14 protein-coding genes and 1 pseudogene are annotated in these 9,791 nt (G+C 60.9%); 4 read left to right on the forward strand and 11 right to left on the reverse strand.

What is annotated here, in order from left to right; translation table 11 throughout:
- Nucleotides 1-169, forward strand: a pseudogene (locus tag MOV76_RS36500) (UPF0104 family protein); the annotation flags it as partial.
- On the opposite strand, the gene MOV76_RS36505 reads toward MOV76_RS36500, so the two are convergent.
- The 4 genes from MOV76_RS36505 to MOV76_RS36520 are packed head-to-tail and all read right to left on the reverse strand — an operon-like array spanning nucleotide 137 to nucleotide 2,481.
- Entirely contained in the window at nucleotides 137-1,378 is a 1,242-nt protein-coding gene (locus MOV76_RS36505) for an RNA polymerase sigma factor (RefSeq protein WP_247266375.1), read from the reverse strand. The pseudogene MOV76_RS36500 and the gene MOV76_RS36505 sit on opposite strands and share 33 nt — an antisense overlap.
- A 10-nt stretch (nucleotides 1,379-1,388) precedes the next feature.
- Nucleotides 1,389-1,748 (reverse strand): YciI family protein, encoded by a 360-nt coding sequence (locus MOV76_RS36510; protein WP_247266376.1) that lies wholly within the window; start codon nucleotides 1,746-1,748, stop codon nucleotides 1,389-1,391.
- 3 nt (nucleotides 1,749-1,751) lie between these two features.
- Nucleotides 1,752-2,111, reverse strand: coding sequence for a YciI family protein (locus tag MOV76_RS36515; protein ID WP_018447351.1), 360 nt, complete (start codon nucleotides 2,109-2,111; stop codon nucleotides 1,752-1,754).
- A 10-nt stretch (nucleotides 2,112-2,121) separates the two neighbouring features.
- Entirely contained in the window at nucleotides 2,122-2,481 is a 360-nt protein-coding gene (locus tag MOV76_RS36520) for a YciI family protein (protein WP_018447352.1), read from the reverse strand.
- Between the two features lie 155 nt (nucleotides 2,482-2,636).
- On the opposite strand from MOV76_RS36520, the gene MOV76_RS36525 reads away from it, so the two are divergent.
- Nucleotides 2,637-2,852, forward strand: a complete 216-nt coding sequence (locus MOV76_RS36525; protein ID WP_247266377.1) for a hypothetical protein — start codon at nucleotides 2,637-2,639, stop codon at nucleotides 2,850-2,852.
- A 9-nt stretch (nucleotides 2,853-2,861) separates the two neighbouring features.
- Here the strand turns inward: MOV76_RS36525 and MOV76_RS36530 are convergent, their stop codons facing one another.
- The 3 genes from MOV76_RS36530 to MOV76_RS36540 form a co-directional block, all read right to left on the reverse strand.
- On the reverse strand, nucleotides 2,862-4,364 hold the full coding sequence (locus tag MOV76_RS36530) for an AMP nucleosidase (RefSeq protein ID WP_026230822.1): 1,503 nt from the start codon (nucleotides 4,362-4,364) through the stop codon (nucleotides 2,862-2,864).
- Between the two features lie 87 nt (nucleotides 4,365-4,451).
- Entirely contained in the window at nucleotides 4,452-4,631 is a 180-nt protein-coding gene (locus MOV76_RS36535; RefSeq protein WP_018241368.1) for a hypothetical protein, read from the reverse strand.
- A 269-nt stretch (nucleotides 4,632-4,900) separates the two neighbouring features.
- Complete coding sequence (locus MOV76_RS36540; protein ID WP_003558027.1) at nucleotides 4,901-5,239, reverse strand: DUF2147 domain-containing protein; 339 nt, start codon at nucleotides 5,237-5,239, stop codon at nucleotides 4,901-4,903.
- Between the two features lie 446 nt (nucleotides 5,240-5,685).
- Between MOV76_RS36540 and MOV76_RS36545 the strand changes: the two genes are divergently transcribed.
- The gene (locus tag MOV76_RS36545; protein ID WP_064654007.1) at nucleotides 5,686-5,955 is read left to right on the forward strand and encodes a sel1 repeat family protein; all 270 of its coding nucleotides are present in this window, start codon (nucleotides 5,686-5,688) and stop codon (nucleotides 5,953-5,955) included.
- Nucleotides 5,956-6,079: 124 nt separating this feature from the next.
- On the opposite strand, the gene MOV76_RS36550 is transcribed toward MOV76_RS36545, so the two are convergent.
- From MOV76_RS36550 to MOV76_RS36560, 3 genes are all read right to left on the reverse strand, one after another.
- Nucleotides 6,080-7,195, reverse strand: a complete 1,116-nt coding sequence (locus tag MOV76_RS36550; RefSeq protein ID WP_028734297.1) for a pyridoxal phosphate-dependent aminotransferase — start codon at nucleotides 7,193-7,195, stop codon at nucleotides 6,080-6,082.
- A gap of 95 nt (nucleotides 7,196-7,290) precedes the next feature.
- Nucleotides 7,291-7,692, reverse strand: a complete 402-nt coding sequence (locus MOV76_RS36555; protein WP_003578226.1) for a pilus protein PilZ — start codon at nucleotides 7,690-7,692, stop codon at nucleotides 7,291-7,293.
- A gap of 234 nt (nucleotides 7,693-7,926) precedes the next feature.
- Nucleotides 7,927-8,328 (reverse strand): DUF2177 family protein, encoded by a 402-nt coding sequence (locus tag MOV76_RS36560; RefSeq protein ID WP_028734296.1) that lies wholly within the window; start codon nucleotides 8,326-8,328, stop codon nucleotides 7,927-7,929.
- A 162-nt stretch (nucleotides 8,329-8,490) separates the two neighbouring features.
- Here MOV76_RS36560 and MOV76_RS36565 point away from each other — a divergent pair, with 162 nt between their 5' ends.
- Nucleotides 8,491-8,937 (forward strand): host attachment protein, encoded by a 447-nt coding sequence (locus MOV76_RS36565; RefSeq protein WP_026188334.1) that lies wholly within the window; start codon nucleotides 8,491-8,493, stop codon nucleotides 8,935-8,937.
- 64 nt (nucleotides 8,938-9,001) lie between these two features.
- Here the strand turns inward: MOV76_RS36565 and MOV76_RS36570 are convergent.
- The coding region (locus tag MOV76_RS36570) for a LysR family transcriptional regulator (RefSeq protein WP_247266378.1) at nucleotides 9,002-9,791 on the reverse strand (790 nt) is incomplete at its 5' end.

The raw sequence follows: 9,791 nt of genomic DNA on the forward strand, positions 1-9,791 counted from the left end.
CTATCCGGCCGGCATCACCGCCGGCGCCATCGCCTTGGGAGCATCGAGCGAGCGGCTGGCCCTTGCCGCGCTGGCACAGGCGAGCGTCAATGCCCACCTGCTGATCATCGTCTCGGCGTTGACCGGCACCGCGATCTCACTGCCGCTCGGACGTCGCGGCAAGCTCTGAAATCCGTTTTCGCAGAAACGCCTGCTCCGGCTCCTGCCGGCAGAGCGACAGCGCCGTTTCATAGGCCGCGATCGCCTCTTGCTTCCGGCCGAGACGGCGAAGGAAATCGGCACGTGCCGAATGGGCGAGGTGATAGGCCCGCAGCTCCCGGCGTGCCAGAATGGCATCGACCAGTTCCAGCCCCTTGGCCGGCCCTTCCGCCATCGCGATCGCCACGGCGCGGTTGAGCTCGACGATCGAGGAGGGCTGCGCCGCCAGAAGCAGATCGTAATAGAAGGCAATCCGTCGCCAGTCGGTTTCCTCGGCAGCCGGCGCCTTGGCATGCTCGGCGGCGATCGCCGCCTGCAGCGTATAGGTGCCGACCTCTCCCGTCCGCATTGCTTCTGTGAGCAGCGCCAGGCCTTCCGCAATCTTCGCACGGTCCCAGAGCGAGCGGTCCTGATCGGCAAGCAGCACCAGCGATCCCTGCTCGCCGCGGCGGGCGGTGCGACGGGAATCCTGCAGCAGCATCAGCGCCAGCAGGCCGGAGACGTCGGGATGCGGCAGCAGCGCCAGAAGCAGCCGCGCCAGACGTATCGCCTCTGCGGTCAAGTCGGCCCGGACCACGTCTTCACCCGAAGAGGCGGAATAGCCCTCGTTGAAGACCAGGTAGATGACGTGCAGCACCTGGTCGAGCCGCGGCGGCAGCGCCTCGTGGCCCGGAACCTCGTAGGGGATCTTCGCAACCCGGATCCTGCTCTTGGCGCGCACGATCCGCTGGGCTACCGTCGGCGCCGGAGTGAGGAAGGCGTGGGCGATTTCTTCGGTGGTTAGCCCGCAGATTTCTCTGAGTGCCATCGCCATCTGCGCATCGGCCGGGATGGCCGGATGGCAGCAGGTGAAGATCAGCCGCAGCATGTCGTCCTCGATCGGTTCCATGTCGCCGATGTAAGTTGCGTCGGGCGAGTAGAGGCTGTCCTCGATGTGATGCTGTGAAGCATCGAAACGCGCCCGCCGCCGAATCGTGTCGATCGCCTTGAAGCGCCCCGTGGAAACGAGCCAGGCGAAGGGATTGCCGGGAATGCCGTCCGTTGGCCATGTCCGGGCAGCTGCGGCGAAGGCGTCGTGAAGCGCTTCCTCCGCCCGGTCGAAATCGCCGAGCAGGCGGATCAGCGTCGCCAGCACCCGGCGCGATTGCGTTCGGTAGATCTCCTCGATGACGCGTTCCAAAAGGGCCACCTCAGTCCGGCAGGGTCAGCATTCGCACGGGCCTCAGTTCGACGGCGCCGTAACGTGCCGAAGGGATCCGACCGGCAATTTCCCTAGCCTTCACCATATCCGGTGCCTCGATGACATAGAAGCCGGCCAAATGCTCCTTCGTCTCGACATAGGGGCCGTCGGTGGCCGACAGCGTGTTGTTCCGAACGCGCAGCACGGTCGCCGTCTCAGGCATCTCCAACGCATCGGCATGGATCATGATGCCGTCGCGGCGCAGCTCCTCGTCGAAGGCGAAATGCGCTTTGACGAGTTCATCGGTCTCTTCCGATGTCAGCATGCCGTCGGTGTCGGCGCAATTGTAGATCAGGCAGATGTAACGCATGGCTCAGCATTCCTCCTTGATCGAATAGGCTGGCCGCACTTCGATGGAGCCGTATCGCGCTACGGGAAAAGTGGCGGCGATATCAGTTGCCTCTTCCATGTCTTTCGCCTCGATCAGCACGAAGCCGCCGAGATGCTCTTTGATTTCGGCGAAGGGGCCGTCGGTCGTCGTCACCGCATCGTTGCGGACCCTGACCGTCATTGCCGTCGAAGGTTCGCGTAGCGCCAACGCCACCAGCAGGTGGCCGCTGTCGCGTAGCCTGTCGTCGTTGATGATCGAATCCCGTGTCAGCTTTTCGCCGTCCTCGGCTGAAATGGCACTGATCTTTGCGGTTTCGAACCAGACCTGGCAGAGATATTTCATCGCCGTCTCCTCACGCGTCTTTGCCGAAGGAATGAATGGGTCGCACCTCGATCGCGCCGAGCCTGGCGAGCGGGATGCCGGCGGCAATGCGGATCGCTTCGTTGAGATCCTTGGCCTCGATCAGGATGAAGCCGCCGAGCGCCTCCTTCGTCTCGGCGAAGGGACCGTCCGTCACCGACATCTCGCCGTTGCGCACTCGGACAGTCACTGCCGATTTCGGCGACTGCAGTGCCTGGGCGACGATCATATGGCCGCTTTCGACGAGGTCCTTGTCATAGTTCAAGGAATTGGTGTCGAGTTCGGCCTTCTCTTCTTTCGTCATGGCGTCGAGTACCCCGCCATCGAACCAGACCTGACAGAGATATTTCATCGCGGACAGCCTCCTTGTGAGCGTTTCAATAACCCTGGACGACCGAGCTCCACGCATTTCGACAGCGGCGGCAAAAATCTTTGTGCCGGCCGGCTGTCGAAATCGCAAGGCAGCACTCGACAAGGCTTCATCGAAACTTGTCGAGGAGACCTGTAATGAGCATTCTTGAAATTGCGTTGGCAAGCCACATCTGGGCACGCCGCCGTGAGAAGCGTCCGCTGGGGCTCGACGATGCCGATGCGCTGAAGGTTCTTCTGCGCATCGCTTTCGTCTTCGTGGCCTTCACCCTGCTGATATCAGGGCTGTACCTCGCCGCCGGCAGGCCGCAGATGCTGGCAGACGGTTCGTCGCCTGTCGTGACGGGCAGATGAGGAAACGGCCTATTGGAAGGCCGTTTCGAAGAAACTGCGCAGCTTGCGTGAATGCAGCGCTTCCTTTGGCATGGCGGCAAGCTTCTGGACGGCGCGGATGCCGATCTGCAGATGCTGGTTGACCTGCGTGCGGTAGAAGGCCGTTGCCATGCCCGGCAGTTTCAATTCGCCATGCAGCGGCTTGTCGGAGACGCAGAGCAGCGTGCCATAGGGCACGCGGAAGCGAAAGCCGTTGGCGGCGATCGTTGCCGATTCCATGTCGAGTGCGATTGCGCGCGCCTGGGAGAGCCGCTTCACCGGCCCGCGCTGGTCGCGCAGTTCCCAGTTGCGGTTGTCGATCGTGCCGACGGTACCGGTGCGCATGATGCGCTTCAGCTCGAAACCCTCATAGCCGGTGATTTCAGCAACGGCGGCTTCGAGCGCCACCTGCACCTCGGCCAGCGCCGGGATCGGTACCCAGACCGGCAGGTCGTCGTCGAGAACATGGTCCTCGCGCATATAGGCATGGGCCAGAACATAGTCGCCGAGCCGCTGGCTGTTGCGCAGACCGGCGCAGTGGCCGAGCATCAGCCAAGCATGCGGACGCAACACTGCGACGTGGTCGGTGATTGTCTTGGCGTTGGACGGGCCGACGCCGATATTGATCATGGTGATCCCGGCATGGCCCTTCTTCTTTAGATGGTAGGCTGGCATTTGCGGCAGGCGGGTGAGGGCGGCATCCGTTTCCGGTGCCTTCGAGCCGGGCAGGGTGACGACATTGCCGGGCTCGACGAAAGCAGTATAGCCGTCGCCGTCCTCCGCCATCATCTTGCGCGCCCAGCTGCAGAATTCGTCGATATAGAACTGATAGTTCGTGAACAGCACGAAATTCTGGAAATGCTCGGCATGCGTCGCCGTATAATGCGACAATCGGGCGAGCGAGTAGTCGATGCGTTGCGCGGTGAACGGCGCGAGCGGCGAGGGCTCTCCCGGCGGCGGGATATATTCGCCATTGGCGATCTCGTCGTCGGTGGTATTGAGGTCGGGCGTGTCGAAGATATCGCGCATCGGAATGTCGACGAATGCGGTCGTCGATGCTTCCACATGCGCACCCTCGCCGAAGGCGAAGTGCAAGGGGATCGGCGTCGTCGATTCCGAGACGATGACAGGAACATTGTGGCTCTTCATCAAGAGCGCCAGCTGCTCCTTCAGGTAATGCTTGAAGAGCTTCGGCCGGGTGACTGTCGTCGTATAGATGCCGGGTGCCGTGACATGGCCATAGGAAAGCCGCGAATCGACATGGCCGAAGCTTGTTGTCTCGATGCTGACCTGCGGATAAAAAGCGCGGTAGCGCGAGGAAATCGGAGCGCCCTGCGCAAGTTCGGCGAAGCTCTTGATCAGGAACGCCGTATTGCGCTCGTAAAGCGCCATCAGCGTCTCGACCGCCTTGGCGGGATCATCGAAACTCTCAGGCTGGAAAGGTGGTGGAGAGGATATTTCGAGGGGCGACAAAGGGGAGATTCGTTTGTTCATGACGCATTATAGAGAGTTGTTTTTGACAAGCAAACGACGCGCGCCGGCGGATTCCGTTTTTTTATCCTTTTCCGTGTCGGATTCCAGTCATCGCACCGTAGGCGCGCAGAAGGTGCCGTTTCTCTCCAGGCAGGTATAGCTCGCCCCGAAATGCGACTGCGCCCCGCCGCCACCCTGGTGCACCACGACCGCCGAAAACGTGATAGCGAAGATCGCCGCAAACAGCGTGATAATGCTAAAGCGTCTTGCCAGAATATAGATGTTCATCCCCTTGTCCCCGATACGCAACTCTATCGTGACAATAGTTTTGGCATGCGATGGCTGAACGAGTGCTGAGATGCCGGTTCATCAGCCGTTCAGCTTGCCGGGCAGGCTCGGCTAGGTTGCGGGGAGGATTTGAAGGGGTCGCTGGGCGAATTCGACGCCATTCGACTTCGCCGGCTGGCGTAGCGGAGGAGACCGCAAAAGGCTTCGAGGCATGCCGGCGCGCCGGCATGCCTCAGCGTTTGGGATGATCGTTGCGCCTTCTTATGGCCTCAGAGCCGCGTCCAGGTCTGCGACTTGCAAAGGATCTTCATCACGCAGCCCTGCATCCTCAGCGAATTGCCGGAAACCTTGCCCGCGCCGCTATAGGTTTTTTCGGCGGCCGGGTCGGTGATCTCGCCGGCATAGCTGCCGCCGGTTCCCGCCAGTGTGCCGATCTTCCGGCCGGCATATTTACCGGTCTTCAGTGTCACGCAGTAACTGCCGCCGCAGGATGCGATCACCGCCGTATCACCGGCGGCCGTCTTCCAGTTGCCGACGATCGGCTCCTCGGCATGCGCTATACCCGCGATCATTGCGATGGCGCCGGCGAGAACGAAGCTGCGGATCATCTTTTCCTCCATGATGTCCTAGATCGGTCGCGAAAATAACTGACGCGAACGTAAAGGTAAATAAGCCCGATTGCTATCTTGCTGATCGGATGAAAAACAGGAGAAAAAAGCCATGCGGCGAGCTTGGAAAGATATCGCCTGCTGATTTCATGATGAACGATCTCTTTATTTTCAAATCTGAATCTTTCGTAAAATTCGAGCGAAAACCCTTAATTCGCAAGGAATCTGATGTTTAACAAAAACCCAAATTTACCAAGCATTTGCACTTTGTTTGTCGCAAATTAATCATGCATTTTAGGCGTTTTTTGAAAGCCGTTTGGCATAGTGAACCACATCAAACGAGCGGGGCAAACCCGCCGGACCGCAAGGGCCACAAGCCGCGATAGACGGCAAGGCCTAGAGGTAAAACAGGGTCAGTCATAAACAGGCTAACAGGGATAAAACCGATGGCACGCTTTGAAATGCACAATGCTGAAACGGCCACCATGGGTGGCGACAACAACTGCGCCGATGTCTTCTGCGAGATGGGTCTGATGTATGCGACCGGCCGCGGCTGCGAAGTCGATCTCGTCTCAGCCCACAAATGGCTGAACATCGCCGCAATCAAGGGCAACGATCGCGCCGCCGAGCTTCGTGCCGACGTGGCCGCCGCCATGGACAAGATGCAGCTCGCAGCAGCGCTGCGCGCCGCCCGCGAGTGGATGACGGTTCACTAAGGAATCGACAAGAGCAGCAATAACAACCTCAAAAAGAGGGGCTGGCGAGGCGCTTTGGACGGGGCCGACGCCGGGAGAAGAGAACCGCGACCGGATATCCTCCACCGGCCGCGGTTTTTCCGTTTTATCGGCCGATCTCTTTCAGGACCTGCGGCAGCGTCTCTTCGAGCAACGCCATATCCGCTTCCGGCCCGACGCTGACGCGAATGCATCGATTAAGCGGCGCCACGCCAGGCATGCGGATGAAAACCCCGTGCTCCATCAGCCCGTCGACGATCGCCCTGGCATAAGCGCCGTCGCGGCCGGTGTCGATCGCCACGAAATTCGTGGCCGAGGGCAGGGGCTCAAGACCGTTCGCCCGGGCGATACCGCCGATCCGCTCCCGCGCCGCATGGATTTTCCCGACCACCTCGACGAGATAGGCCTGGTCCTTGAGGGCGGCGAGCGCTGCGGCCGTTGCCAGCCGGTTCATGCCGAAATGATTGCGGATCTTGTCGAAGGCCTGCGCCGTGCCTGCTGTCGAGATCACGTAGCCGGTGCGTGAGCCGGCAAGTCCGTAGGCCTTGGAGAAGGTGCGGGTGCGAACGACGTTCGGCAGCTCGATCAGCGAGGAGATCGACGGCAGTGAACCTGCCGGCCCCGTTTCGCTATAGGCCTCGTCGAGCACCATCAGTGTCGTCTCGGGCAGCGAACGGGCGAAAGCTACGATACTGTCGGCATCCCACCAACTGCCCATCGGATTATCAGGATTGGCGAAATAGACGAGCGGCGCATTCTCGCGCTTGACGGCATCGAGCAGGCCGTCGAGATCCTCGCGGTCGTTTGCGTAGGGAACGGTCACCAGCCGACCGCCGAAACCGGCGACATGGAAATTGAAGGTCGGATAGGCGCCGAGCGAGGTGATGACGGGCGCGCCCGGCTCGATCACCAGCCGGACGATCTGACCGAGCAATTCGTCGATGCCGCTGCCGATGGCGATATTGGCGGACGAGATACCGAGATGGGCTGCAAGCGCTTCCCGGAGCGCGAAGTTCTCCGGATCGTTGTATTTCCAGATATTGCCGGCTTCCTCGCGCATCGCTGCAAACACGGAGGCAGCTGGGCCGAAGCCGTTCTCATTGGCGCCGATGCGCGCCGAAACGGCAAGCCCGCGCTGGCGCTCGATCGCCTCCGGGCCGACGAAAGGGACTGTGGAAGGCAGGGCGCTGGCAAGAGGTGTGAAGCGCGAAAAGGCGGACATGCGACGGCAGTTTCCCGGACATAATGACAATTGGCGCAACAATAGGCCCGGGTACGGCCAACGCAAGCAAGATTATTTCCGCAACTGCGGCCTGTTCAGGCGCGGAAGATCGGCGCACGCCGGGCGGCAATTGCTTCCATGTTGCCGACGAGGAAATCGGTGCGGACGACGCGGCGCAGAACCTCGGGGTCCATGATGTTGATGAACCGCACCCCGATGCGTTCCTTATGGCGATAGACCTCGGCGCAGCCGATGCGATAGGCGAGGCCAAGAATGTTGAGATAATAGTGCTTTGGCAGGCCGGCCGTGGTCGAGACGACGAAGGTGGCGCCACCCTGGGAGATATCGATGATCTCGGCGCTTCGCATGGAGACGCCTGTGAGGCACGGCCGGACGGCGACGATGCGGGCTGGCCGTTTGACGCTGAATTCTTCCCAGCGCAGGTCGTAGACGGCGGACTTGACCGTGGCAAGGTGTGTAGCGCGGAGCATAGTCATTCACATTCTCCGTCAGTCAGGACGCATTGGGGGTTTATCTCAATCAAGCTGACCTTGATCTCATTCAGGCTGGCTTGATCGAGCAACTGGTCTTGATCCCAACCAAGGTCACATGAATGTTTTGCACATTCGTCAAACATAAAATTACAATTTTAACGATTTCAAACTTTGTTCCCAAGCGGGACGCCTTCATGTTCATTATCGGGACGCGGTTTCCATTCCGAGCCTCCCGTTTCAGCCAAAAAATCTGACGGTAAGATATCCGCCGGCGGCGGTCAGCGCCGTTAGAGCCGTGCCCCAGGCCATGTCGACCAGGCTCATGACGACTGGCCAGTTGCGAAGCGTGGCAAGATTGGTGATGTCATAGGTGCCATAGGCCGCTAGTCCCAGAATGGCACCGTGGAGAAATGCGGTGGCGATCGAGCCTGCCGACAGCGCCGGCAGCACTGCAAGCACAACCACTGCGGCGGCGAAGAACAGGTAGAACAGTGCGCCGACCGCAAGATTGGGCGAGGGCAGCATCAGCGTCCCCAGTTGGTCGCGGTAGAAGTTGCGGGCGATGAGGCCGAGCCATATCCCGTCGCAGATGAGAAGGGTGAGAAAGGCGCCGGCATAGGCGAGCAGTGATGTCTTCATTGTCAATCTCCCGACCTTGGCCTTTCTACGCAGCAAGGACCGGCCGGATCGCCGCCCCGTTCGATTTCGGCGCAATTTTCCCGAACTCTTTCAATGGCCGAGCGTTGTGCCTTGATCGATGAAGCACGGCGCGCTTCGAATGACGACAGCGAGGAGTTGAAGATGACTGATGTCAAAATCCCTTGGGAATCATGGGTCGTGGTCTGCGATGGAGCCAAGGCTCTGATCATGCAGAATGCCGGCGATGCCCAACTGGTGAACCTGAAGGTGCTGGAAACCCTGACGCAGCCGAGCGCGCCGGATCGCGAGATTGGCGCCGATAAGCCTGGCAGAACCCATGCTGCAGACGGACTGAGCGGCAGCGCTGTCGAGGAGACCAGTTGGCAGGATCAGGCCGAAGCCGAATTTCTGAAACAGGTGGCGGGAAAGCTCGACGACTTGGTGCAGGAAAAGAAGGCCCGTCGCATCGTCCTCGTTGCACCGCCGAAGGCGCTTGGCACGCTGCGGCCGGCACTCCGCGCCGATACGCAGGCGGTGATCACCGCGGAAGTGGCGAAAGACTATACCAATATGCCGGTCGACGAGATCGAGCGGCATCTCGCCGCCTGAGCCGGCGAGAGCCTACCTATTAGTGAACGCGGGTCGAATGGCCCGCGTTTCTCATTCCGCCGCGTCAAGCGGACGGTCTCTGCCCGGCAAACAGCTCTTCATGATCGGCAAAGAGCGCCGCCAGACGGTCGATGACGATCCTGACCTCCGGCCGTTGCCGTTCGTCGTCATGCGCAACGATCCACATCTCGTAAGTCAGTTCGTCGATCACTGGCCCGGCGCGGACGAGCCTGCGCTCCTGATCGCCGATGAAACAGGGAAGCACGCCGCGGCCGGCACCGCCGCGGATGAGGTAAAACAGCATATGTGGCGTGTTCGTCCAGCTGGTGATCCAATAATCCGGCTGCTCGAAAGTCCATTTGTCGGCCGGCGTGACGGCGGTATCGGTGCCGAGCGAGATCCAGTTGCAATTCGTCTCGTCATAGCCGGCCGACTGATAGGCCGCATGCGCCACCTGGACCGAACGGCGGATGGCGACGTTGCCGCTCTCCGGCCGGCTATGGCTAATGGCGATATGCGCCTCGCGGTAAGTGAAATCGACGCCCGTGTCGCGGGTCTTGTAGCACATGCGGAAACTGTCCTTCGGCGTCCAGACGTTGGCCAGATGGTCGGCGATGAAGCGCGAGGTCCAGCTGTCGGCGGCCGTCGAGACGATCGGCAGCGTCAGCACCTCGCCGCGCCAGTCGGAGATCGCGCGCGCCGCATCCTGCATCAGCCGGACGCGATCGAGCAACGCCTGCCCATCCTTGGCCAGCAGATAGCCGGTAGGGCCGCGGCTGAACAGCGAGCGCCCCGTCACCCGTTCGAGCGCCAGCATGCGCCGGCCGATCGTCGGCGCGCTGAGCCCAGTGCGG

This window comes from Rhizobium sp. PRIMUS64, assembly GCF_023006465.1.
Taxonomy (GTDB): Bacteria; Pseudomonadota; Alphaproteobacteria; order Rhizobiales; family Rhizobiaceae; genus Rhizobium; species Rhizobium leguminosarum.

Coding starts and splice junctions, on each gene's coding strand:
- MOV76_RS36510 (WP_247266376.1), bottom strand. CDS start 1,748: ATGCGTTACATCTGCCTGATCTACAATTGCGCCGACACCGACGGCATG.
- MOV76_RS36515 (WP_018447351.1), bottom strand. CDS start 2,111: ATGAAATATCTCTGCCAGGTCTGGTTCGAAACCGCAAAGATCAGTGCC.
- MOV76_RS36520 (WP_018447352.1), bottom strand. CDS start 2,481: ATGAAATATCTCTGTCAGGTCTGGTTCGATGGCGGGGTACTCGACGCC.
- MOV76_RS36525 (WP_247266377.1), top strand. CDS start 2,637: ATGAGCATTCTTGAAATTGCGTTGGCAAGCCACATCTGGGCACGCCGC.
- MOV76_RS36530 (WP_026230822.1), bottom strand. CDS start 4,364: ATGAACAAACGAATCTCCCCTTTGTCGCCCCTCGAAATATCCTCTCCA.
- MOV76_RS36535 (WP_018241368.1), bottom strand. CDS start 4,631: ATGAACATCTATATTCTGGCAAGACGCTTTAGCATTATCACGCTGTTT.
- MOV76_RS36540 (WP_003558027.1), bottom strand. CDS start 5,239: ATGATCCGCAGCTTCGTTCTCGCCGGCGCCATCGCAATGATCGCGGGT.
- MOV76_RS36545 (WP_064654007.1), top strand. CDS start 5,686: ATGGCACGCTTTGAAATGCACAATGCTGAAACGGCCACCATGGGTGGC.
- MOV76_RS36550 (WP_028734297.1), bottom strand. CDS start 7,195: ATGTCCGCCTTTTCGCGCTTCACACCTCTTGCCAGCGCCCTGCCTTCC.
- MOV76_RS36555 (WP_003578226.1), bottom strand. CDS start 7,692: ATGACTATGCTCCGCGCTACACACCTTGCCACGGTCAAGTCCGCCGTC.
- MOV76_RS36560 (WP_028734296.1), bottom strand. CDS start 8,328: ATGAAGACATCACTGCTCGCCTATGCCGGCGCCTTTCTCACCCTTCTC.
- MOV76_RS36565 (WP_026188334.1), top strand. CDS start 8,491: ATGACTGATGTCAAAATCCCTTGGGAATCATGGGTCGTGGTCTGCGAT.